Origin of the sequence: Rhodococcus sp. 15-2388-1-1a, from assembly GCF_002259145.1 — a bacterium.
Classification (GTDB): Bacteria; Actinomycetota; Actinomycetes; order Mycobacteriales; family Mycobacteriaceae; genus Rhodococcoides.
This window is the reverse complement of record NZ_NPFP01000054.1, coordinates 1-22,924: the sequence shown is the minus strand read 5'-3', so window position 1 is coordinate 22,924 and position 22,924 is coordinate 1. Positions and strand designations below refer to the sequence as shown.

The following is a 22,924-nucleotide window of genomic DNA, read 5'->3' as shown; positions in this document are numbered from 1 at the left end:
AGGTGAGTGAGAGGCCCCCGGGGTAGCCGTGGCTGCTCGGCCGCCTCAGGGGTCGCGCGGGGTGGTCAGGGCACGTTGTGGCCGGCAGCCTGAATCAGTCCGTACCACTCTCCGCGAGTCAGTGCTATGTCCGACCCCGCCGCGGCGTCGGACACCCGTTGCGGCGTGGTCGTTCCAAGGACGACCTGGATCCCGGCGGGGTGGCGGGTGATCCAGGCTGTCGCGATCGCAATCGGGGTGACACCGTACTTCTTTGCGAGCCGGTCGAGTTCGGCGTTCAGCTCGGGATAGTCCTCGGAGCCGAGAAACACACCATCCTGAAAGCCCTTTTGAAAGGGTGACCACGCCTGAAGGGTGATTTTTTTGATCCGGCAGTAGTCGACGATGCCGCCGCCGTCGCGGGTCACGGAGTCCGCTTGCCCGGCCATGTTCGCAGACAGGCCCTGAGCAATGATTGTGGAGTGCGTCAAAGACAGCTGCACCTGGTTTGCGACGAGTCGCTGCGTTACCGCAGTCTCGAGGAGGTCGATCTGCCGCGGTGTGTGGTTGGAAACTCCGAACGCGCGAACCTTCCCGGTGGATTCCAGGTGATCGAACGCACGGGCAACCTCCTCCGGCTCGACCAGCGCGTCGGGACGGTGCAACAGCAACACATCTAGGTAGTCGGTGCCTAAGGCTTGCAGGGATTTCTCTGCCGAGGTCACGATGTGCTCGTAGGACTGGTCGTATCCCCACGGATCGGCGACGATACTGGTCTTTGATTGCAAAGTGATCTGCTCGCGCTCCGACGGACTCAGCTGTAGAGCCTCGGCGAACCGGCGCTCGCATAGGTGCGGACCACCGCCGGGGTGGTTGAACCCATAAAGATCGGCGTGGTCGAAGAAGTCGATCCCCGCCTCGCGAGCCGTCCTGTACAGCTGCCGGATCTCCTCATCGGTACTGCCCGCAATCCGCATCATGCCGGCGACGATGTTGGACACCTGGATATCGGTCGATCCGAACCGGACGGTACGCATAAATCCTCCGTAGGTCTCGTCAAGGGTGATCCGCCGCGTCGCCTCGTTGGGGAAGGATCTGCGGACGGTTGAGCCTGCCGACATGCCATCTCGTGTTCGCAAACGCCACCGCGACGAGAAGCACGTTCGCTTACGCCGGCTTCGCTTTCCACCGTAGGACGATCGGCAGGCAGGGTGGAATACCCTGACAGGGCACCCCGGGCCACCGGCGGCGGTCAGCTGCCGGCGGAGAGCCATAAATGTGGGGGTCCGGATTCAGCTCGACGTCCCGCGACCTCCGATGAACCGGGTGGATTGCGGCCAAGCCGTAATCATGGCCTCACGCCTCACCGTCGCACGAGTTCTTGGATGGGTCGGCGATCAGTTCTGATACTCGAAAATCTGATGCTGCTCACTGCGCCCAGGTGAATCGACGGAGTCCGTCGAGGGTGGCCAGGCGGCCGAAGGCGAGTTCGGGAAAATGTGCGGGAGCGAATGGATCGCCGGTGGAGGCGAGCTCGTCGGCGATGCGGTTGCGCATTATTCCCGCTGCGATGGGGTCGACATCCCACATGCCGATCCATTCGGGCTCGGTGAGTTCGCCGACAGTGTGGAGGGTGTCGCCGAGGAGAAGGGCACGTTCTTTGCCGTCGTGAACGATGTAAATGGTGCTGCCCGGTGTATGCCCCGGTGCCGGCCTGGCGATCAGGCCTGGAATGATCTCGTGTTCGACGGAGAACGGTTCGACGTGGTCCTCGATGGGTGCGATGATTTCGCGTATCCGGGGGTCCGAAGTGGTACCGGTCATGAAGTACGTCCAATCGTCCTGGTGCAGGCGAAAGGTCGCATTCGGGAACGTGATTCGGCCGTCGACGGTAGACCAGCCGATGTGATCCCAGTGCATGTGCGTGAAACAGACGTCCGTCACGTCGGACGGCTCGACTCCAGCGTCTCGAAGATTGTCGAGCATGCTTCCAGTTGTGGTGTCCGCGCCGGAATGAACTCCACCTCCAGCGTCGATCAGGACGACACGGTCTCTGATTCGAATCAGGAACGAGCCGATGTCCAGACGGATGCGACCGGTCTCGTCGGTGGGATGCTCGACGCAATCCCAGATTTTGCCGTCGGGATGGGTGACCGCGTTACCGATCGGTTCGTGTGCGGTGCCATCGATGATGGGCACTATGTCGTGGGTGCCGACTTTCATAGCGGTCTCTTTCGGTCGGGCCTGACGCTGGACTACGTATGCGCGACAGGTCTCCCGGACGCGAACACGGCCGGTGGCCGCGCGCGGTGGGAGACCCGTTCCGTGTCGGTCTGGACCTATGCAGGCTTTTTGGCTCGAGACTTGCGTCCGGACTTCGAAATCGACTGTGACAGAACAACACCGATTACCAATGCTGCGCCTTGAAAAACCGGTTGGAACCAGAAGGGTGCCCCGAGCAGGCTCAGTCCGGAAAATCCGACGGCCAGAAGAACGACGGCCAGCATCGTTCCAGCGACATTGAAGAATCCGGGACGAACGGTGGTGGCACCCAAAAAGGTTGCCGCGAAGGCAGGTAGGAGCAGGTTCGCTCCGAAGCTGGGGTTCGCCGCGCCTGCCAATCCGAGCTGCATTATTCCGGCGAGGGCTGCCAGTGCACCTGCTGCACTGAACATCACGCACTTGATGAGTCGAACGCGTATACCGACCATCCGAGCAACCTGCTCGGAACCGCCAACCGCGTAAACCTTGCTGCCAAATGGTGTCTTCGTCAGAACTATGTACATGACCAGTGCGATCAGCGCGACAATCCACACTGCAGAACCAACTCCGAGGATCTCGGTCTGAACGAAGGTTCGGAAAACCGAGGGAATGTTTTGCGAAAGTGTCATTCCCCCACTGACTCCCACGGTGACACCGCTGACAGCCAAGCCGACTCCCAGTGTCGCAATGAGCGAGACGACCCGCAAGCGAGCCACCAGCAATCCGGAAGCCAATCCGACGAATGCACCGGCGAGCAAGGCAATCGTGACGGTCAACGGCACCGGAAGCCCGGACTCACCGGCGAGCTTCGCCGTGAGTACCGCCGACAGCCCCAAGGTATATCCGACCGACAGATCGAATTCGCCGACGACGAGGACCAGCAGAACCGACAGTGCCAGAAGCGCACTCACGGCCTGGCCCAACGCGAGCCCCTGCAGATTGGCAGTAGTGGGGAAGGTCCTGGGAAGCAGGATCGAGAACAACGCTGTGAGTCCGATGATCAGGGCCAAGATGCTGTGGTTCTGAAACAGCGTCGAGACTTTCCAGGTTCGCGGCGACGACGAGCCGGGTGTACGAACGGCCGCGTCCTCGGATTTCTCCGCCACGGCGTTGTCACTATGCGTAGGTTGCACGGCTGATGTCCTCCAGATTGAGATCAGTTAGTTCTTCGACGATGCGCCCACCGTTGACGACGATGACGCGGTCGCATAGACGAACGAGATGTTCCGGCTCACTCGAGCGGATGATGACGGTGGTCCCGCGGGCGGCCAGTTCGCGCAAGGTGTCGAAAATGATCTCGCGAGTATTTGGGTCGACGCCCACCGCGGGATCGTCGAGAAGCAATATCCGCGGCTCCAAAAGCAGCCACCTGGCGAGGAGCACCTTTTGCTGGTTGCCGCCGCTCAGGCTTGCGTACGGAACGGTCGGGTCGGCCGGACGGATGTCGAGTTCGCGAATCATCCGGTCGACGTCGGACGCGGCTCGGCGCCGATTGGCACCGTAACGTTCCACTCGGGGGAGTACGACGTTGTCGTGCACCGTCATCAGCGCGATGCCGCCTTCGTTGAGTCGGTCGAGGGAAAGGTAGAAAATCCCGGCCCTGATGGCGTCCCGTGCACCGGTGATCGGTGCGTCGTTGCCGTCTATCTTTGTTGTTCCTACATGTGTGGACTCGACCCCGCCTATGAGACGAAGCAGCTCGGAGGCTCCTTCGCCCGATCGCCCCGTCACACCAAGAATTTCCCCGGTGCCGACTGCCAAGGACAGCTCACGGCTGACGTTTCCGGCCAGATTCTCGACGACGAGTGCAGGACGATCGGTGCGACCGCGACCGCGACCGCGGCTGCGCTCGTGGTCGTGCGAGGAAGCGCTGTGGCCCGCGCCGCCGACCATTGCGTGGATCACGTCGGCCTCCGAGAAATCGTCGGCACCGATGTTGCTGACGAGATTGCCGTCTCGGAGCACGATCGTTCTGTCGCTGTATTCGCGTACCTCGGGCAGGCGATGGGTGACCATCAATACTGACAATCCCCGATCTGCGACACCTCTGACTCGATCGAGTAGTCGCGCGGCCTCGCGAGTGGACAACGGAGCAGTCGTTTCGTCCAGTACCAACAGTGCGCGTTCGGGAGAGATGCCGGCCATCGAAATCACCAGTGAAACCAACGCCCGTTCGCCCGCCGTCAAGTCCGCACAGAGCGTGTTCGGGTGGACCGCGACGTCGAACTCGCGGAGTATGCCCTCGGTCTTTCGCGCCAATGCCCTCCTCTGGACAAAGGTGGCGCCCACGAGGGGAAACCCCGTGTGCAGCGCGGTCATCTCGGCAACCGTCATGTTTGCGATCAGTGGTGACTCTTGGTGAACAACCCGGATTCCGATTTTCCGGGCGGCTACGGGGGTGAGGTCTTTGGCGCGAATTGGGTTGTCGTTGAACGTGACCTGCGACTTCGCATGCAGCGGATTGACTCCGGTCAATGCTTTGACCGTGGTGGATTTACCCGACCCGTTTGCGCCCAGCAGAGACACGATCGAACCGCGCTCTACAGCGAAGTCGATGCCGTGTACTACCTCGTGTTGACCATAGGAGACAGTGAGGTTCCGTACGGCCAATCGCACTGGGGTGGTCACGGCGTGACACCCCACAGTTCGAGGTAACGGTCGACGTAACCGTTCTCGGCGACCCAGTATTGGTCGGTGACCTCGTCGACATTGTCGATCGTCAAAAGGCGCGATGGCGCGCCCTGGCTGTATCGCAAACGATCATCGGTGACACCGGGTGTCTCCCAGAGGGGCTGACCCGACAGGACCCGGATCATCTGATCCACAGCACCGTAACCGAGGAAGACGTCGTCCTGAACGACATCGGCGGCCTGGATGTTGCCGTCGCGAATGAACCCAAGGTTCTGCGGTGCGCCGACGCAAGACACGAGCGTGACACGATCGGAGAGGCCCGTGTTGCCCATTGCGGGCACCATGTCGGCTGCTGCCGAATCGAACGCTCCGCTGACGTAGTCGATGCTCGGCTCTGCCTGCAGTGCGCTGGCAATTCGCTGGCCGAGGCCGTTCCCGATGTCGGTCACGACAAACTGCTGCGTGTCTTGGACTACGCACTCGTCACAGCGGTCTACTGCTGCGACCATCGCATCGGCGATCGCCGGGGAACTCGGAAACTCTCGGTCGACGGTCGGCAAGAAGTTCGCCGTACCACCGGAGTCCGTGACAATCCACGATCCGAGCTGGTCACCCCACAACGTGTAGTCCGGAGCGACGTCGAACAACACGCCATCGGTTGCGGCAATGCCGAGACCTGCGGCTCCAACCGGAATTCCCCGAGAGGCAGCGAGTTCGATTGCGCCACTGAGCGGAACGGGATCTGTCGCGGCGAGGATGATGGCGTCGACGCCACTATTGATTGCTTGGGTCATCGCTTGGTTTTGTCCGACCGGATCGCCCTTGCCGTCGAACCGGGTAACTGTCCACCCCAGGGCTTCACCGGCTTGTGTCACCCCGTCTGCCTGCCGCACACACCCCGACACGGACCCGGAACAGACCACGACTGCTATCGAGATGTCGGTCGGTGGTGTCGGTGTTTCGGTCGGGCCTGTCCAGTCGGTCACCGGTGCCAGCGCGTCGTCGACGACCGCTTGAAAGGACGATAAGTCCTGCGTCGAGGTCCGGTCCTGGGACGCTGCCTGTGAGTCGCACGCGGTGGTCAGTAGTAGTAGGCCGACGACCGGCACGATCCATTTGATCTTCACAGAGGCTTCTTTCGTGAAATGGGTCCGGAGAGCTACCGGACAGGTGAGGGTCCTTTGAGGAATGCAGCCAGCGTGGATCGCAAATTGTTCAGATGCACATGAACCAGTCAGCGACACGTGTTCGTGAAGATTCATTGGGCAGCACGTCGATCGCTGCCCAATCGACGGCCCGGTGGGACAAGTGGTGTTCTGTGTCACATTCGTGCAGGACTATTAACGCGCCCGGATGTCTCTGTGTCCAATACCGATCTTGAATCATGCATATAGCCGTCGGCTATGCACAATGGTTGCAACGGTTGGGGGCAATTCGACGTTGAGCATCGTCTCGGCAGGAATTCGGGCTGTCGCGCGCTTCGCGAGTAAATTCCGCCGTTCCCTGTAAGTCGTCGACTGCGACACGTTCTGATGTTCGGCCATTGACTTCGGCCGAGTATTCAAGGGTCGTGCTTGCGCCGAAGCGAGGTCGGCAACGCGACTGTTGACAGGCTGTGGTGGGAGTGTGACGATAATGGTCGATTCTGAGGAAAGAGTTTCCCAGCACCCGCCTCGCGGGACGCACTCAGCGTGCACTTCGTCGCCAACGACTGGACGGATGGCACGGACAGTCTGAGGTCCAGGTCGAGCCTGTTCACCAGGGTGATAAGTAGTCAAGGAGGCAAATGAACTACGAGACACTCGACTGGTCCGTCGATGAAGTCGGCATTCTTGTTCTGACACTGTCGAGGCCTGAATATCTGAATGCATTCTCGGTGACGATGGCAGAAGAATTGGAGAGCGCATTCCGGCGTGTGCGCATCGACCCGGCGATACGCGCGGTCGTGGTGACCGGTGCTGGTCGAGCGTTCTGTGCCGGCATGGACCTGGCTGTCGAGGGAAATGTCTTCGGGTTGGACGAGTCGCTGAGTCCGACGGTGTCGGACATGCGCGAGCGGCTGGCCGAGGAGCCGTTCCAATCCGGTGTTCGGGACACCGGCGGGAAAGTCACGCTTGCCATCCATTCCTGCGACAAGCCCGTCATTGCTGCGATCAACGGTGCGGCGGTCGGTATCGGCGCGACGATGACTCTTGCGATGGACATTCGCATGGCCTCCACCGATGCAAAGATCGGCTTCGTGTTCGGTCGACTCGGCATCGTTCCCGAAGCCACGTCTTCCTACTTCCTGCCGAGGATTGTCGGCCTGCAAACAGCGCTCGAGTGGATTTACTCGGCGGATATTCTCGATGCCGACCAGGCGCTGGCGGGTCGGCTCCTCAGATCGGTGCATCCACCCGAGGAATTGCTTTCTGCGGCAATCGAGCTGGCCCGAAAATTCGTCGCCGGGCGTTCGTCGTCAGCCATCGCACTGTCTCGTCGACTGGTGTATTCCGGTTCGGGGTCGGCGCATCCCGTGGAGGCGCATCGACGGGAAAGTTTGGCCATGTGGCACGCCTCGATGGGTGACGGAAAGGAAGGCGTTGCCGCATTCCTGGAAAAACGGAAGCCGAGGTTCTCGGGTACGGCCGCAGACGTACCCGACCTCGGGTGAACGGACTCTCGCGCACTGGCTGCTTTGTCAGTCCTCGGCTGCGCCCTCCGCCATGATTCCGTCGAAGAATATTGCAGAGAACACGCGTGAGAGATCCTCTGCCGAATACCGGCTCTTGCCGGGCACGAACCACCGATGCGTCCACTGGGTCATGCCGAAAATACTGTTTGCTATCAACGTGTTCGACAGATCGGGTCGGAACGTACCGTCGGCAACCCCGAGTGCAATGGCGTCCAGGAAATACTTCTCGATCTTGTGGGTGTTGTCCACCATCTCCTGGGCCCACTTCGAGTCGAGCGATGACACCCGGCCCCAGTCTTCCTGCATATAGACGTACATGTAGGGGTAGTGCTCCACCTGAGATGCAAGCAGCATCGCAATGAGAGCTTCGAGCGTCTCCCGCGGTCGTAGCTTCTTGGCCACGATCTCGTCGGCTCGTGACAAGTTGGTCACCACGGTGCTCGTGATGCACTCCTGGAACAGTTCTTCTTTGCTGCCGACATAGTAGTAGAGCGAAGCTCGGTCGGTGCCGTATGCCGCCGCAACGTCATTCAATGATGCGGCGGCATAACCTTTTTCGCGAAACACTTCTGCGGCGACCCTGAGGAGCCCAGCTCGCTTTGCAGAATAGTCGGCCGAATTTTCGGTCAGCGCGCTCTTACGCCGTTTTGCAATTCCGCTGACTGGTGACTTCGCCACAGCCCTGCCTCGCCTTCGTGACCGTCGCTTCTCGAATGGTTCAGCCAGTATAGGTTCGACAAATTCCGCTACGAGAGGCCACTGTTGACCGGCCTCGCTCGCGCCGTTCTTGCGAGGGGCTCACGGCGTCACTTCCCCGCCCACTGTGGCTTGCGCTTCTCCTCGAACGCTTTCCGGCCCTCGAGGACGTCGGACGATGCGGCGTAGGCCTCGATCATTTCGAACTTGGTCGACAGTGCCACTTCCAACGGGTACGAGGCGCGGGAAAGGACGGCGTGTTTGGCCGCCTGTTGAGCCAACGGCGACGCGGTGGTGAGCTTCTTCGCCCATCTCAACCCGGCCGCATCCAGATCCTCGAACGGGACCACTTCGTTGACCAGGCCGTGAGTCAAGGCGTCCTGCGCCCCCATACGGTCACCGGTCAAGATCAGTGCCATGGCGATGCGATGCGGGAGATGGCGAATTGCCCGATGAACAACGCCGGATTCGCCGATAATTCCGGCTTTGACCTCCGGAAGGCCGAATTGGGTGTTGTCTGCGGCGACGATGATGTCGGCGCACATGGCAAGCTCGAACCCGCCGCCGAGGACGTAGCCTTGGACAGCCGCAATCAGGGGCTTGTTCAGTACTCGAAGCGGTCCTCCCACGCCGGTCAGGCCGCCTCCGAGTGCACGCCGGGATGGGCTCGCAGCCGTACCGCCGCTGATGTCGGCACCTGCGCAAAATGCTCGTTCGCCGGTTGCTCCGAGCACGGCAGCCCAGATATCTGGGTTGTCCTCGATCTCGTCCCATCTATTTGCCAACTGCTCGTCGACTTCGGCCGAGATTGCGTTGAGGACCTTCGGACGGTTCAAGGTGAGGTAGGCGACGTGGTCCCGGACCTCGTAGAGAAGTTCGTCGGACACGGTCAGCTCGTCTTCTGTGTGCGTGGCGTCGGGACGAGCGCGTGGGCCTTCGCGTGGTAATTCTCGGTTCCGGCCGTCTTCTGTTCGCGACGTGAGATCTTCCAGCCCTCGTCGGTCCGGGTGAACTCGTCGTGGTACTGGGCGTACACGATCCCGTCCGGACGATCTCGGTAGTACTTGTGCCACGCGTAGAGAACCGACCGCACTTTCGCAGTGTCCTTGTTCACGAAGTCGATCACGATGTTGCTGACGTGATGACTCGTGCCTGCGAAGAATGCGGCGATTCCAGTCTTATCGTTCGAAAGCACATCGAGGTAGCTTTCTGCGCCGGTGGCACCGTGGGAGGGGCCGTAAGCAACGTACAGGTCCTCGACGAAGAGGGGGAGCATCGACTGGGGGTCGGCTGCGTCGAGATGAAACGCATACTGGAAAAGGACTCGTTCGATATCCCTTTCGTCTACAAGACGCTGTACGACTTCCATAATGTTGTCTTCGTTGACCGAAGTCATGACGCTCCATTCATTCTCAGATGTCGATCCGGTTCCATGGTTCATGTCAGTCTACGGTCATGTTGACAGCTCGTCAACGGTACCGTTGCCTGTGAAGGGAATAGCCTGGGTCGGTGCTGAGAGATCGGAAGTCGGTGCGACGCGGAACGATTCGATCACCGACTTCAGGCCTTCTTCGGCGATGCGGGCACGTAAGGCTGCTACCTCTGGGGTCATGTGGGCCAATGCGTCCGCATCCGCTATACCTCCCAGCGCATTACGAGTTCCCATCGCCTCCATCGCGCGATTGATCGAAACCTTCTTGATGGTCAGCAGGCTGGGCGGCACCTGAGCGATTCTTCGTGCGAGCGAGGCCACGCGCGCTATCAGTTCGCTTTCCGGGACGGCGTGATTCGCCCAGCCCCACTCGACTGCGGTTCGTCCGTCGATGCTGTTGCCCGGAACGAACGCAAATTCCTTGGCCCGTTTCGGTCCGACGAGAGTTGCCCAGACGGGCGAGACGTAACCGGCCCCGATCGGAATGGTGACTTCGGCGATTTTCGCGTTCTCGGTAACGATGGTGATATCGGTGAAGGTGGCCAGCTGCGTTGCTCCGGCGACGCAGTATCCGTGAATTGCTGCGATAACCGGCTTGGGGTGGTCCCAGATGGCGAGATACCGATCGATATTCCTCTGCAATCGGGTACGGTCGGCCACGGGGTCCGCGGCCGTGGTCGGCGCGACTTGTCCAAGGTCGTATCCGGCGCTGAAGCCTTTACCCTCTCCCCGGATGGCGATCACCGGTTCGCCCGAATGTTTCAGCCGCGCAAGTGCGTCGGAGAACTCGTCGAGCAGTTCGTTGGACAGTGCATTGGCCTTGTCCGGTCGATTCAGCACGATCCAGGACACGGGTGAATCGTGCTCGACCCGGATGTTGACGTAGTCGGGCATTGCCGGATGTTCGGGCATGTGGCTCCTTGATTCGAGACGTGTCCGGTTCGAGACGCCGCTTCTGTACTCGTCACACTAGGCAGCCGGTACCACGCCGTCAACACTTGTGTTGCCAACACTTCAGTGAGGTCGATAAGCTCGGCTCGACAACGTTTTTCGATCGACGAGGAGAGTCGTGACAGTCAGCCAGCAACAGGTCGACACGCAAGCGGCACGGCTGTTGAAAGGGGTTCCCGACGGGGACGGTCTGACCGAAATCCAAGTTGCGTTGATCCAATTCGCACTCCGCGCCACCTCCTCGTCCCTCGACACCCTCGGAAGCAGGAGATGGGCGGAACGTGCAGTTGCGGCGGGAGCGACGTTCGACCAGCTGCACGAGATCGTTACGCTGCAATCCAGCGTCGGAGTCCATGCATTCTTCGAGAGTTCTCGTGCCCTGGCATCGGCGGCCTGCCCGGAGGGTGGTTGGCCACCCCTGGACGAGCAGCGGCAACATTTGTGGGACAAACATATCGGTGGCACGAAGTACTGGACTACCATGCAGGAGGAGATTCCAGGCTTCTTGGAGTCCCTGCTCCGGATGTCTCCCGAAGCGTTCGAGGGATTCATTACCTATTGCGGACTACCGTTCCGGGCACAGTTGGTTCCGAACATCACGAAAGAACTCATCAGCATGGCGTCGGATGCAGCGACAGCGCATAGATACCTACCAGGGATGCGGATGCATCTACGAAATGCTGTCAGGATGGGTGCAGGACGTGCAGCTATTGATCACGCGCTGAGGCTCGGTGCCGAATCTCCGAGTTTCATCGGCGTCGAGTAGGGCGTGCATCGGCCTACTCGACGCTAGTAAGCGACGAGGCCCGTCAATCGGCGGTCGATCAATTCTTCGGCGTCGTTGATGATCTGCTTCACGACATCCGCGCAGCTCAGAATGTCGGTGACCAACGCCTGGCTTTGTCCGACCCACCACAGTCCGTCATCCATCCGGCCTTCAGCGAGAACGTTCTGACGCCCCCGAGCACCCGACGCCAGCGATGCGATGTCCTCGAATGTCGTTCCTTCTCGCTTCTCGACGTCGAGGATCTCGTCAGATACCGCGTTCTTGGCAACTCGCGCGGTATTACGGAATTTACGAAAGATCAGATTGGTATCGCGTTCGGTATTGGCCACAATCCGATCTTTGACGTTGCGATGCACAGGAGCTTCCGCAGTCGCGACGAAGCGGGTTCCCATATTGATTGCGTCCGCGCCGAGCGCGAGAGCCGCGACGAGGCCTGCGCCGGTGGCGAATCCGCCCGAAGCGATGATCGGTAGGTCTGTGCGTGCCGCGACGGCCGGAATGAGTACAAGACTGGATACGTCGTCCTCGCCGGGGTGACCTGCACACTCGAACCCGTCCACGGATAACGCGTCGACGCCGAGTTTCTGCGCGGAGATCGAGTGCCGCACGGCGACGGTCTTGTGAATTACCTTGATACCGGCGGACTTGAGTGACGGTAGGTGGTCCTTCGGGCTCGAGCCGGCTGTTTCGACAATCGAGATTCCGTTGTCGATGATGACCTGGCGATACTCGTCGTAAGGAACGGGCGCGATCGTGGGGAGTATTGTCAGATTTACGCCGAACGGCCTATCAGTCAAGGCCTTCGTTCTTCGAATTTCTTCGTCCAGGGCAGCGGGCGTCGGCTGCGTCAGGGCCGAAAGAAATCCCAGCGCACCGGCATTGGCGACGGCGGCGATCAAGACAGCTCGCCCGGCTCCGGTCATCCCGCCGCACACTATCGGATGTTCGATATCGAACTCTTGCGTGAATCGGGTGGAGATCATCGGGGTTCTTCCTTGCTGAGGTGGCGAGTGAGTTGCTGAAGCGTCCGGTCCGACGCTCCGTCTCGGAGGTCTTTCAAGCGCGCCTCGATCTCGGCATCGGGGTAGCCGTGGGTGAGCACTGCGTTCTGGCCTGACAACACGGCCTCGACGGCGAGTTCGCCGAGTGTCTCTGCTGCTACGGGAAGGTTGTACGTGAGCGTCGCGGCTCGTTCGGGCTCATAGGCCACAATATTGCGAACCGCTGATCTATCGGAGCCGGGCCGGAGGCGTTCACTGGTCGCGATCGAAGTAGGGACGAGGCCTGGGTACAACACGGTGACGCCGAAGTCGTCGCCATGGTCCTCGAGTTCGTATCGCAATGCGTCGGACAGTGCGGTGACTGCGGCTTTGGAGGCCGCGTAGGGCGCGTGTCCAGGAGCGATGTCGAGCGCCGTCACAGACGATGTGTTGACCAGGTGTTTGTGGCCGGGCTGCTCGCGCATTCTGGGCACGAAGCTCACGATCCCGTGCACCACGCCGAAATAGTTCACCTCCATCGCCCACGCAAAGTCTCTGATCGACGCGTTCCAGGATGCGCGGTGGGGCCGCATCGACACTCCGGCGTTGTTGCACAGAACATCGACACGACCGTGCCGAGAGAAGACCGAATCGGCGAGAAGGTCGACCGAATCTGCATTGCTGACGTCGACTCTTGCGGCGAAGGCTGTTCCGCCGAGCTCGGACACCTCGGTGACGAGTCCGTCGGCAGCCGCTTCGTCGATGTCGGCGACGATTACTCGAGCTCCACGAGCGACGAACGATAGCGTCATCGCTCGCCCGATCCCGGTCGCGGCACCGGTGATGACGACGACGGATTCGCTGTTCAACGATGCCCCGGTCATGTTCATGCGTTCCTCACCTTTCACCACGCGGTGTAACCGCCGTCGACCAGCAGAGTGTGGCCGGTTATCAGACCGGCTGCGTCGCCGGCCAGAAAGGCGACGGCACCGACGATATCCTCGGGTTCCCCGAAGCGGCCCAACGGGATCCGAGCGCGCAGAGTTTCGCCCCACCCGGGTCGCGACAGGGTGTCAGCGGTGAACTCGGTCCGTACGAAAGTGGGGGCAACAGTGTTGACTCGGATGCTGTGTGGGGCCCACTCGAGTGCGAGAACTTTGGTGAGTTGGTCGAGGCCACCCTTGGTCGCGCAGTACACCGCGCGTTCCTCGATCCCCACCGCGCCTGCTTGAGACCCGATATTGACGATAGCACCAGAGGTACCGGCCGATACCCATTGCTGTGCAACGGCTCGGGTGAGGAAGAACGTACCTCGCAGATTGGTGTCGACAATGGAATTCCACTGCTCGATCGTCACATCAAGTGCCCGTGCGGGGTGATTGACCCCCGCGTTGTTGACCAGAATGTCGAGGGAGGTGCCGCGCAGACGTGCACTGAAACGCTCGACGAAGGGCGCAATCGAGCTCACGTCCTCCAGGTCGAGAACGAAACCCGTTGTGCCGAGCTCGGATTCGATGTGCCGAACACCGGCATCGGTTCTCGATGTCCCGTAGACTGTTGCACCGAGTTCGGTGAGCGCTCCTGCGATGGCCTTTCCCAGACCCCTGTTCGCTCCGGTGACCAGAGCAGTCTTTCCTGAAAGCGAGAACGTGAGCACAGTGTCTACCGCGGCCGGACCGAGAGCGTGGCTGGAGCCCATGGCAGCGGTGCGCCGCCGTACTTCGCTGCACGCACATCACCCGAGCGGGCGTGGCCCTCGAAGTACTCCACCCGCGCAGCTCTTCCACAGAGGGTTCCGAGTTCGGCGCTCGCTGACTCCGAGGTGATCTCCTGATAGGTCACGGTCTTCAGGTACTTTCCTACCCACAGCCCTCCCGTGTAACGCGCTGCACCGCGCGTGGGCAAGGTGTGATTGGTGCCGATCACTTTGTCTCCGTACGAAACACATGTCTTCTCGCCGAGGAAGAGTGCACCGTAATTGCTCATAGCTTCTAGTGCTCGACGCGGCGTGTCGGTCAAGATCTGCACATGCTCGGACGCAAATGTGTCGGCGAGGGCGTAAGCGGCTTCGATGTCGGCGGTGACGATCACCTGTCCGTGGTCTCGCCATGCGACACCTGCGAAGTCGCGGGTAGGCATGTCGGGCAGGATCGCGTCGATGTGCTCGATAACGCTGCGAGCGAGGGCTTCGGAATCTGTGATCAAAACGGCAGGCGAATCCGGGCCGTGCTCGGCCTGGCTGAGAAGGTCCACTGCGACAATGAACGGGTCCGCATTCGAGTCGGCGACGATCAAGACCTCGGTTGGCCCGGCGAACAAGTCGATTCCCACCTGGCCGAACAGTTGGCGTTTGGCCTCGGCAACGAAGGCGTTGCCGGGGCCGGCGAGCATGTCGACTTTCCGAATGCTTTCGGTGCCGAGTGCCATTGCAGCAACCGCCTGCACACCACCGAGTAGGTAGATGTCATCCGCACCTGCGAGATGGAACGCGGCAACGGTTGCTGCAGGGACTTCGCCTCGGATCGGTGGGGTGCACGCCGTGACGTGTGGAACGCCTGCGACCTTCGCCGTCACGGTAGTCATGTGCGCAGAAGCGACCAACGGGTATCTACCGCCCGGTGCATATGCTCCGGCCGCGGACACCGGCAGATTGCGTTGTCCCAGATGGACACCCGGCGAGGTCTCGACCTCGAAGTCGTGCAAGGAATCGCGCTGATGCTGAGCGAAAACTCGGACGTTACGCTGAACGGTCTCGATGTCGGCGATGACCTCGGCAGGAACTGTCGAGATGATCTCGTCGATTCTCTCTGCGCTCAGTCTGAAGCTTTCCGGGCTCCACCTGTCGAATTTCTCGGAATATGCGCGGACCGCAGCGTCACCGCGGTCGCGGATGTCGGCGATGACCGTGGATACGGTGTCCGCGACCGAGGGGTCACCGGTGGTCGCGGTGTCGACCTTTGCGGGTGTCTTCAGATGAAGTGTGTCGGGCATGATTGCCGCCTTTCTGTGGTGCTGGTGGGGTCGGGAAATATCCGATGCGACGGTGACCGCACTACCGTGCCTGCTGAACCGCTGCGTCTTCGAGGATGTCGAAGTCCGCGAGGTCGGGGAGTCTGACCATCTCCCAGTATTCGACGTTCAGGAAGGGCATGACGAAAATGACTCGGCCCTTGGAATTGCGGTAGTAAGTCGCGAATCCTGGATGGGTCCACACCGTCTTGGAGTGCATCGTATCGACGAGTTCGTTGTATCGGTTCGTAGAGTCTTCGGTTGCGCTGATAGCAATGAAGTTCTTGCGGAACATTTCGGCCAGAAGGTCACGGAGGTACCGAGCTTGAAGCTCCATGAAGTACATGAAGCTTCCGCTACCCGGTAGCGAATGCGGTCCACCGAGCATGAAGAAATTGGGGAAATGCGGAATGGAAACGCCGAGGTAGGCGCGGGGGTCGTCGTCGTCCCAGGCCTTGCTGAGGTCGAGCCCTCCCTCGCCGCGTACCTCGAGTGAACTCAAGAACCGTGCAGCCTCGAATCCTGTTGCCCAGATGATGACATCGACGTCGAGTTGTTCACCCGTGGACAATGTGAGTCCGGTTCGCGTCACATCCGAGACACCGCTCGTGAACAGATCGACGTTCTCGCGCTTGAGAGTTCGATACCACCCGTTGTCGAGGAGCATTCGCTTGCCGAAGGGCGGATAATCGGGGACGGCTTTTTCGATCAGATCGGGTCGTCCTTCCAAGGCGGACTCGATGTATCCCGTCAGGAATTCGCGCTGTCGGTCGTTTCTCCGGTTCACCGACCGTGCGGGGTGCGGCCACGACGGATCCACCCTGAGTGCGTCGATGATCTTGTCACCGTGCTGATAGAAGAGCCCGATCCAGTTCCACGCCCTGTAGAGCGGAAGATGTTGCAGGAGTGTGCGTTCGGCAGCAGGCACTTCCTCGCGGAACTGGTCGAAGGGTGCAACCCACTGCGGTGACCGTTGCACGATGGCCAGGTGTTCGACGATCGGAGCGATCGATGGTGAGATCTGTTGGCTGCTCGCGCCTGCCCCGACGATCGCTACACGTTTGCCGGTGAGATCAAGGCCATCCGGCCATCTGTTCGAGTGGAATTGAAGTCCCCCGAACTTCTCGCGCCCCGCGATCGACGGTAGTTTCGGCTGGTTCAGCGAACCCACCCCACTGATGACCATGTTCGCGACATGGGTGTCCAGATCACCGTCCCGGCTTCGGGTGGTGACGGTCCATAGTGCGGTGTTGTCGTCGTATACGGCGCTCACGACCTCGGTCTCGAACGAGACCTCGGTACGGGCATCCAACGAGTCGAGCACGCCGTTGAAGTATTCGTAGAGCTCGTCCCGGAGCTCGAAATGTCTATCCCAGTCTCGGTAATCGAACGAGAACGAGTAGAGGTGGCTCGGTGTGTCGACACCCGCGCCGGGGTAGCGGTTTTGATGCCACACGCCGCCGGCATCGGTACCCCGCTCAAACACGGTGAACTCGATACCGAGTTGCTGCAGTAGGTGGATGGCGGCAAGCCCGGAGATCCCCATTCCGATGACGATGGCGCGCGTCCCCGCAGGAGGGGTGACGTCCGGTAATTCGTCCAGGTCGCCGCTGTCGGCGGAGCGTCGACGGAGTTCCTCGGTCAGAATCGCTGCGTATCGCCGGTCGATCGGTTCACCGAGGAAAAAGCTCGCGGCCTTCTCCATGTCGCGAACGTCGTGCAGATCCAGCACCGGGCGCCGGTGCGCTAGCAAAGACGCGATCGCGTCGACGGCTGCGTCGCGGACGACGCGTTGATCGGCCTCGGCAATATCGCCGGTCGGGCGAGGTGAGACTCCGCGGAAATGACTGGGAGCGAATCGCGGTCCGATCCAGGACTCGTCTCCGGTCACCTGGTAGAGGACCATCAGCAGCACCGGTACCGAGGCTCCTTCGACCGCCTCGCGAACCTCGTCTTCTGTCAAGGCAGGTGCGCCGTGCGACTCGGTCTTGTGATGCACCTTGGTCGTCGTGTTGGTCATCGTTCCTCCGTATCGAGATTTCTCACTCAGTCAACATGATCGTTAACGACTCGTCAACATATGCGTTGAAACAAATTTCGTTAAAGCGGATGACCGTTAACGGGAGCGTTGACGACCGTGCGGGACCGGCCTAGTATTCGGATTCGGCCCGTAAAGCCCCGTCTCCAAAAAGAATCGACTTGGGACGATCTACGAATGCAAGGATCAGGTCCATGTACAACCAGTCCGTGTTCAGCGAATGCATGCCCCTCGGCGATGTGCTCATCCGTTCCGGCGAACGATTTCCCGATCATCCCGCGTTCGTATTGCCGAACGAGACTCTGTCGTACCGGGAGATGACGGCCGGCGCGGTCCGTATCGGCCGCCTGCTCATCGCCCTCGGGCTGCGGGCCGGTGACAAGGTCGGCGTGCTTGCGCCCAACTCACGCGAATTCGTCGAGGCCGCGTTCGGTACGGCGCTCGCAGGCGCAGTACTCGTGCCGCTCAACCCACGTCTTCGCAGTCGCGAACTGAGTTACATCATTGCCCATTCCGAGATTTCGGTCGTGCTCACCACGGACGCACTCGCACCCCGCACGGACTTCCGAACGGAACTGACTGCAGCTTTTCCAGGAGTGGCGACGAGCGACTCGTTGGGCCTGGCGCTCCACGAAGCACCACACCTTCGAGAAATCGTCATGTTGAAGGGTGAAGGGGGACCCGGGATCGTCGGTGCATCAGCGGTGGACGAACTTGCTCACTCGGTGACGAAGGCCGACATCGAGGTGCGAAGACAACGGGTGCGACTGCGCGACGACGCCGTAATCATTTACACCTCGGGAACCACTGCTTCACCCAAGGGTTGCGTGTTGTCGCATGAGGCCGTGACACGAGGGCCCATCGGACGCACGGCGCAGGCCGTCCCATTCCCTGAGCCGCGTGAGAACAGGGTGTTCTGGTCACCGGCACCGCTGTTCCACATCGCGGCACTGCAGGGCCTGATTGCCTGTGTAGCAATGGGATCGACGTATCTGACCGACGTGTATCTCGACGGTGGGCGGGCGCTGGACATGGTGCGCAAGTGGCGTCCGACCTCGCTGTGGCCGATGTTCCAGTCGGCCTTCGATACTTTGATGGACGCACAGGGCTTCCGGGAGGTTGACTTGGAGGATGCGACGTCGTTGATCACGGTCGGCAGTGCCGACGAGATGCGCTTCGTCCAATCACGATTCCCGAAAGCATTGCTCATCAACGGATCTGGAATGTCCGAGATGTCAGGTCACTTTTCCCTGTCCAAGCCTACAGACGACGTCGAATTGAGGGCGGTCACCTCCGGGATGCCTGTACATGGGGTAGAGGTCAAGATCGTAGACCCGGTGACGTTGGGTATTGTGCCGCTCGGCGAGCTGGGTGAGCTTTACGTGAAGGGCTACGCAATGATGACCCGCTACTACCGAGACCCGGAGCAGACCGCCGCCGCAATCGACGAGGAAGGTTGGCTGCACACCGGAGATCTGTTTCGCACGTTGAGTAGTGGGCATCTTCGCTACGAGGGCCGGCTGAAGGACATGATCAAGGTGGGTGGTGAGAACGTCCCCGCCATCGAGGTCGAGTCATATCTGTGTACGCACCCCGATGTCGTACTTGCGCAGGTCGTCGCGAAGCGCGACCGCCGACTCGATGAGGTGCCCGTCGCGTTCGTCGAATTGCGCGAAGGTGCCACTGTAAGTGCCGACGACATCATTGCGTTCTGTAGGGGACAGATTGCGAGCTTCAAAGTCCCACGTCAGGTGTTCTTTCTGAGCGCGGAAGAGTGGCCGAGGTCGGCCACGAAGATGAACAAGAGGGCCCTCCGCGAGGTGGCCGCAACCAGTTCGTGATCAACGAATGTGTTGCCTGTCACGGTCGGCAACGCTAGTGTTGATCGCATAGAAGGTCCCACGAATCAATTCCCCCGCTGCGGCAGTTGCCCGGCGCTTCTCTGAACCGAGGAATTTGCATGATTCAGGAATCTACGCCCGCAGTCGCTTTGATCGAAGAACCCACGGCCCGACGTCGTCTCTTCGGCGGAGCAGTCGGAACTTTCGTGGAATGGTTCGACTTCGTGACCTACGCAGTGACAGCACCGACGCTCGCACTGCTGTTCTTTCCGAAGTCCAATCCCTCTGCGGCAGTGCTGGGGACGCTCGCGATCTTCGCGGTCGGCTTCATTGCCCGCCCATTGGGAGGAGTCGTGTTCGGGTATCTCGGCGATAAATACGGTCGTATTCGCGTCATGGCATCAGTTATCTTGTTGATGGGATTGGCAACCGGAGCAATTGGATTGTTGCCGACATATGCCAGTATCGGAATTGCCGCCCCAGTCCTTCTTTTGATCTTCCGGTTGATCCAGGGATTTTCCACTGGCGGAGAGCATTCCGGGGCACTGAGTTTCGTACTGGAATCGGCACCGTCGGACAAGCGAGCATCATGGATTGGCATTATCTACGCCGTGACCATTCTGCCGAGCCTGGTGCTCGGCTTCGGGATCATCGGCTTGCGTGGAGCGATCGGTGACGACGCGTACACCGACTGGGGTTGGCGTCTACCGTTCTTCCTCGGTGCACTTCTGGCTTGTGGTGGTCTCTGGATCCGCTTGCAACTCAGTGATCCTCAGGAGTTCGTCAAGGCTAAGAAGGAACGCGTAGCTGCGAGCAAGAACCCGCTCAAGACTGCAGTTGTCGAGGAATGGCCCGCCCTGCTGCGGGTGTTCCTGCTCCTTGCGCCCACGCTGATCGCGTACTACCTCGGGATCACGTACCTCTACACCCATATGGTCTCGAACCTTGGCATGAATCCGAACACGGCCTTGCTGGCCAACACGCTCGCAGGGGCCTCCATTGCGATTCTGGTTCCAGTCTTGGGGCGGGTGGCAGATCGTGTCGGCCGAAAGCCGTTGATGTGGGCAGGCGCGGCTTACATGACGGTTATTGCGTTCCCTGCGATGTTCTTGGTCAATACCGCCACGTTCTGGGGTGCGTTCGGCGGCAGCTTGCTGCTCGCCTCTGCTACGTCCCTGTTCGTTTCCGGGTCGATCGTGACGATGCTCGAACTCTTCCGGACGTCGAGCAGGTACTCAGGGCATGGGTTGTCCTACGGAATGGGTACAGTAGTGTTCGGAGGCTTCACACCGATAATTGCTGGCAGCCTGATAGACGCGGTAAGTCCGTCTGCTCCTGCTGCAATGGTGGTCGTCGCGGGAGTCGTCGGCATGATTGTCCTGCGGTACACGCCGGAGACCAAAGACGTTGCTCTCGCCACCGCCACCTCCCGATCTGTCGTCGATTCTGTGTCCGACGGTGCAGGGAACACGAAGCCCAACTTCACTGCTGCATCTAATCAGTATCGACGTTAAGTCGGTTCACGTACCAGTCTCATTGATGCGACGCCTGGCCCTTTCGGATCGTTCCACTGCTTGGCCGAGCATTCGACAGGAGACCCTATCCGCCCACGGCGGTGAATTGTATAGAGCTGTGCCGTTGACGAATGGGGTCCCGCGTCGTCTTTAGCGGGCAGCCAGTACATCTCGAAAGATGGGCATCGCAGAGAACACATTCGGCCACCCGGCGTAGAACGCTAGGTGGGTGAGTGTTTCCGACGCTTGAGCTGGTGTGAGACCGTTGTCCAAGGCGCGGCCTAGGTGAAACGGAATCTGAGCTGTCTGGCCGGCCGCCACGAGTGACGCGACAGTCACCACGCTACGGTCTCGTGGCGTGAGATCCGGTCGGAGCCATAAGTCCCCGAAGAGAGTGTCCGTCGTGAATTCGACCACGCCGGGGGCTGTTTGACCATAATCACGCTGGACGCCCGCGGCTCGTTGCGCTTCTGCCACTTGATCCTGCTCGAGTAAGGTCACATCGCCGCCAGGCAGATCTGCGGCTTCGACTCCGCGTTGCTCGAACACGGGTCCGGCCACGCGAGCTGCTGCAAGACCATTCGGCCAGGAGCTGTAGAACGCAAGATGGGTAATTGTCTCTGATATCGAAGCCGGTTCCAAGCCGTTGTCCATCGCTCTCGCGATCTCGTCAGGCAACTCACCACTTTGATTTTTCGTGACCATCGCCGCTACCGTTATCAGACTACGGTCGCGCGCCGCGAGCTCCGTGCGTTGCCAGAGGTTATTCTCAATTATGTCCGTGTTGTAGTCGGCAAGGGCAGGCGCAGCTGTATCGATTGTCCCCTCGGAGGAGGTTCCCTCGGAACCGTTTTGTGATTCGCCGCCTGTCTGGCTGCATGCAGTCAAAAGTGACATTGTGGTGATTATTGCGGCGAGGACCGACAGTTTGAACCTGTTCATGGTGATCAACTTCTTCCGTACTACTCGAGCTGGTGGTTGTTTCCAGCGACGAAGTTTCCAGGGTGTTGGAAGGCTCGAATTTGTCGGGCTCGTCCTTCACGAAACCAGACAATTCGCCCGGCTGGGAGTCACTGGCGAGGGGTGTACTGCCGGGACACCTGAACTGCTGGAATCCTGGCGACCAGGTTTGAGGCTTGGCAGATCCCGGATAGTCGGACCACCGCGTTCTTGAACCCCGGGCTGGTTGATTTCAGTCCATCTCCCAACCCCTCGATCGGTTGGTGGCGGTGGGTGCATTGGGCAGCGTATTCCGCCGTCGCGAGTATCTGAGCGACCGTGTCGATGGTGGCGGTCGTCTCCGAGGTCCTCGATCACCACCCTCGCGTTGAGCAGATTCGTCAAGTGATTGCGATTCAGGCACTCTTCGGTAGTTGGTTGTTGATCCCTCAGAGGCAGGTGCCTCCAGACTCGGTGGGTAGTTTTTTCGACGCATCCAGGGAAGGATGTAGGAGATGTCGACATTGTCTCGGCAGAACTGTTGCAGCACATGCGAAATAGACTCCGTACCGTTGTCCGCTCCACGCATCAGCGGCGGACCGCCCCACAGCGCGGATGGCTTGTCGAGCTCGCCGGTCAGTCGTTTCGCGTCGACCGCCCCACAATGGTCAACACGGATTGCGGAAGTGCGTGGCGATCATCGACGCGATCTTGATCGCCTTACCATCAACAGTCGAATCGAACTGGAAGTTCATAGCGCACGCCGGTTTCGGTCTATCGGCTTCGATCTGCGGGCAGGAGTTGATGCCGGTGCGTCTGCGTGGATGGCAGATCTGAACCTGCGGATTCTCCTCGTTCCAGAGCGGGTGAACCTTCTTCTTGTTCACCGACAAGCCCGCAGTGTGCCTCAGGTGCGACGGAAGTCGTACAACGGATTGGAGATGTGTATTTCTGTGACGAGGCGCTCAGGCTGTCATCAGAACAGCAACTGGTCCGACTCTGCGATTCCATGTCGGTGGGACTGGGATCGGTCAGCGTCCGTCTCAAGTTTGTCGCGAATGGGCTGCCGCGATGGAGGGGGCCACCCTAGTACGGCGCGCCTGAAGTAGTTGGGCGGTTTTGTTTGGTTGAATTACTCATGCGCGCCGCACCGTTGTTGATCGCCGATTCCGACCGTGCCCAGCTCGAGAA

General features: G+C 60.3%; 20 protein-coding genes. 5 read left to right on the top strand and 15 right to left on the bottom strand.

Features of this window, described 5'->3' with window-relative positions:
• Positions 1 to 65: 65 nt before the first annotated feature.
• The 5 genes from CH302_RS28950 to CH302_RS28930 form a co-directional block, all read right to left on the bottom strand.
• Positions 66 to 1,016 carry an aldo/keto reductase gene (locus CH302_RS28950; RefSeq protein WP_037189127.1) on the bottom strand — a complete coding sequence of 317 codons (951 nt, stop codon included), beginning with the start codon at positions 1,014 to 1,016 and terminating at the stop codon, positions 66 to 68.
• 391 nt (positions 1,017 to 1,407) lie between these two features.
• Positions 1,408 to 2,202 carry an MBL fold metallo-hydrolase gene (locus CH302_RS28945; RefSeq protein ID WP_037189128.1) on the bottom strand — a complete coding sequence of 265 codons (795 nt, stop codon included), beginning with the start codon at positions 2,200 to 2,202 and terminating at the stop codon, positions 1,408 to 1,410.
• A 116-nt stretch (positions 2,203 to 2,318) separates the two neighbouring features.
• On the bottom strand, positions 2,319 to 3,347 hold the full coding sequence (locus CH302_RS28940) for an ABC transporter permease (protein ID WP_176460807.1): 1,029 nt from the start codon (positions 3,345 to 3,347) through the stop codon (positions 2,319 to 2,321).
• A 10-nt stretch (positions 3,348 to 3,357) separates the two neighbouring features.
• Complete coding sequence (locus CH302_RS28935; RefSeq protein WP_141216751.1) at positions 3,358 to 4,869, bottom strand: ATP-binding cassette domain-containing protein; 1,512 nt, start codon at positions 4,867 to 4,869, stop codon at positions 3,358 to 3,360.
• Positions 4,866 to 5,999, bottom strand: coding sequence for a sugar ABC transporter substrate-binding protein (locus CH302_RS28930; RefSeq protein ID WP_037189132.1), 1,134 nt, complete (start codon positions 5,997 to 5,999; stop codon positions 4,866 to 4,868). Before CH302_RS28930 ends, CH302_RS28935 begins: the two co-directional genes overlap by 4 nt.
• Before the next feature lie 659 nt (positions 6,000 to 6,658).
• On the opposite strand from CH302_RS28930, the gene CH302_RS28925 reads away from it, so the two are divergent.
• Complete coding sequence (locus CH302_RS28925; protein WP_037189134.1) at positions 6,659 to 7,525, top strand: crotonase/enoyl-CoA hydratase family protein; 867 nt, start codon at positions 6,659 to 6,661, stop codon at positions 7,523 to 7,525.
• A 27-nt stretch (positions 7,526 to 7,552) separates the two neighbouring features.
• On the opposite strand, the gene CH302_RS28920 is transcribed toward CH302_RS28925, so the two are convergent.
• The 4 genes from CH302_RS28920 to CH302_RS28905 all read right to left on the bottom strand — a co-directional run bounded on the left by CH302_RS28920 (position 7,553) and on the right by CH302_RS28905 (position 10,586).
• Positions 7,553 to 8,224, bottom strand: coding sequence for a TetR/AcrR family transcriptional regulator (locus CH302_RS28920; protein ID WP_037189135.1), 672 nt, complete (start codon positions 8,222 to 8,224; stop codon positions 7,553 to 7,555).
• 128 nt (positions 8,225 to 8,352) lie between these two features.
• Positions 8,353 to 9,129, bottom strand: coding sequence for an enoyl-CoA hydratase-related protein (locus CH302_RS28915; RefSeq protein WP_037189137.1), 777 nt, complete (start codon positions 9,127 to 9,129; stop codon positions 8,353 to 8,355).
• 2 nt (positions 9,130 to 9,131) lie between these two features.
• The gene (locus tag CH302_RS28910; protein WP_037189139.1) at positions 9,132 to 9,638 is read right to left on the bottom strand and encodes a nuclear transport factor 2 family protein; all 507 of its coding nucleotides are present in this window, start codon (positions 9,636 to 9,638) and stop codon (positions 9,132 to 9,134) included.
• Between the two features lie 57 nt (positions 9,639 to 9,695).
• On the bottom strand, positions 9,696 to 10,586 hold the full coding sequence (locus tag CH302_RS28905) for an enoyl-CoA hydratase-related protein (RefSeq protein WP_230596201.1): 891 nt from the start codon (positions 10,584 to 10,586) through the stop codon (positions 9,696 to 9,698).
• Between the two features lie 157 nt (positions 10,587 to 10,743).
• On the opposite strand from CH302_RS28905, the gene CH302_RS28900 reads away from it, so the two are divergent.
• Positions 10,744 to 11,391 carry a carboxymuconolactone decarboxylase family protein gene (locus CH302_RS28900; protein ID WP_037189140.1) on the top strand — a complete coding sequence of 216 codons (648 nt, stop codon included), beginning with the start codon at positions 10,744 to 10,746 and terminating at the stop codon, positions 11,389 to 11,391.
• Between the two features lie 23 nt (positions 11,392 to 11,414).
• On the opposite strand, the gene CH302_RS28895 is transcribed toward CH302_RS28900, so the two are convergent.
• The 5 genes from CH302_RS28895 to CH302_RS28875 form a co-directional block, all read right to left on the bottom strand.
• Positions 11,415 to 12,395 (bottom strand): NAD(P)H-dependent flavin oxidoreductase, encoded by a 981-nt coding sequence (locus CH302_RS28895; RefSeq protein WP_037189142.1) that lies wholly within the window; start codon positions 12,393 to 12,395, stop codon positions 11,415 to 11,417.
• Complete coding sequence (locus CH302_RS28890; protein ID WP_141215362.1) at positions 12,392 to 13,282, bottom strand: SDR family NAD(P)-dependent oxidoreductase; 891 nt, start codon at positions 13,280 to 13,282, stop codon at positions 12,392 to 12,394. The genes CH302_RS28895 and CH302_RS28890 overlap by 4 nt, the downstream gene beginning before the upstream one ends.
• A gap of 14 nt (positions 13,283 to 13,296) precedes the next feature.
• Positions 13,297 to 14,091: an SDR family NAD(P)-dependent oxidoreductase gene (locus CH302_RS28885; RefSeq protein ID WP_230596202.1), complete on the bottom strand. Its 795-nt coding sequence runs from the start codon at positions 14,089 to 14,091 to the stop codon at positions 13,297 to 13,299.
• Positions 14,055 to 15,383 (bottom strand): histidinol dehydrogenase, encoded by a 1,329-nt coding sequence (hisD, locus tag CH302_RS28880; protein WP_037189144.1) that lies wholly within the window; start codon positions 15,381 to 15,383, stop codon positions 14,055 to 14,057. The genes CH302_RS28885 and hisD overlap by 37 nt, the downstream gene beginning before the upstream one ends.
• Before the next feature lie 61 nt (positions 15,384 to 15,444).
• Entirely contained in the window at positions 15,445 to 17,421 is a 1,977-nt protein-coding gene (locus tag CH302_RS28875; RefSeq protein ID WP_052047463.1) for a flavin-containing monooxygenase, read from the bottom strand.
• A gap of 212 nt (positions 17,422 to 17,633) precedes the next feature.
• Here CH302_RS28875 and CH302_RS28870 point away from each other — a divergent pair, with 212 nt between their 5' ends.
• Together CH302_RS28870 and CH302_RS28865 are read left to right on the top strand one after the other, a co-directional pair.
• Entirely contained in the window at positions 17,634 to 19,280 is a 1,647-nt protein-coding gene (locus CH302_RS28870) for a class I adenylate-forming enzyme family protein (RefSeq protein ID WP_037189146.1), read from the top strand.
• 119 nt (positions 19,281 to 19,399) lie between these two features.
• On the top strand, positions 19,400 to 20,794 hold the full coding sequence (locus tag CH302_RS28865) for an MFS transporter (protein ID WP_052047464.1): 1,395 nt from the start codon (positions 19,400 to 19,402) through the stop codon (positions 20,792 to 20,794).
• A 150-nt stretch (positions 20,795 to 20,944) separates the two neighbouring features.
• On the opposite strand, the gene CH302_RS28860 is transcribed toward CH302_RS28865, so the two are convergent.
• Positions 20,945 to 21,736 (bottom strand): carboxymuconolactone decarboxylase family protein, encoded by a 792-nt coding sequence (locus CH302_RS28860; protein WP_037189148.1) that lies wholly within the window; start codon positions 21,734 to 21,736, stop codon positions 20,945 to 20,947.
• Positions 21,737 to 22,423: 687 nt separating this feature from the next.
• Here CH302_RS28860 and CH302_RS30405 point away from each other — a divergent pair.
• Positions 22,424 to 22,570 carry a hypothetical protein gene (locus tag CH302_RS30405; RefSeq protein ID WP_176460805.1) on the top strand — a complete coding sequence of 49 codons (147 nt, stop codon included), beginning with the start codon at positions 22,424 to 22,426 and terminating at the stop codon, positions 22,568 to 22,570.
• Positions 22,571 to 22,924 lie beyond the last annotated feature (354 nt).

Coding starts and splice junctions, on each gene's coding strand:
- CH302_RS28950 (WP_037189127.1), bottom strand. CDS start 1,016: ATGCGTACCGTCCGGTTCGGATCGACCGATATCCAGGTGTCCAACATC.
- CH302_RS28945 (WP_037189128.1), bottom strand. CDS start 2,202: ATGAAAGTCGGCACCCACGACATAGTGCCCATCATCGATGGCACCGCA.
- CH302_RS28925 (WP_037189134.1), top strand. CDS start 6,659: ATGAACTACGAGACACTCGACTGGTCCGTCGATGAAGTCGGCATTCTT.
- CH302_RS28910 (WP_037189139.1), bottom strand. CDS start 9,638: ATGACTTCGGTCAACGAAGACAACATTATGGAAGTCGTACAGCGTCTT.
- CH302_RS28905 (WP_230596201.1), bottom strand. CDS start 10,586: ATGCCCGAACATCCGGCAATGCCCGACTACGTCAACATCCGGGTCGAG.
- CH302_RS28895 (WP_037189142.1), bottom strand. CDS start 12,395: ATGATCTCCACCCGATTCACGCAAGAGTTCGATATCGAACATCCGATA.
- CH302_RS28890 (WP_141215362.1), bottom strand. CDS start 13,282: ATGAACATGACCGGGGCATCGTTGAACAGCGAATCCGTCGTCGTCATC.
- CH302_RS28885 (WP_230596202.1), bottom strand. CDS start 14,091: ATGGGCTCCAGCCACGCTCTCGGTCCGGCCGCGGTAGACACTGTGCTC.
- hisD (WP_037189144.1), bottom strand. CDS start 15,383: ATGCCCGACACACTTCATCTGAAGACACCCGCAAAGGTCGACACCGCG.
- CH302_RS28875 (WP_052047463.1), bottom strand. CDS start 17,421: ATGACCAACACGACGACCAAGGTGCATCACAAGACCGAGTCGCACGGC.
- CH302_RS28870 (WP_037189146.1), top strand. CDS start 17,634: ATGTACAACCAGTCCGTGTTCAGCGAATGCATGCCCCTCGGCGATGTG.
- CH302_RS28865 (WP_052047464.1), top strand. CDS start 19,400: ATGATTCAGGAATCTACGCCCGCAGTCGCTTTGATCGAAGAACCCACG.
- CH302_RS28860 (WP_037189148.1), bottom strand. CDS start 21,736: ATGAACAGGTTCAAACTGTCGGTCCTCGCCGCAATAATCACCACAATG.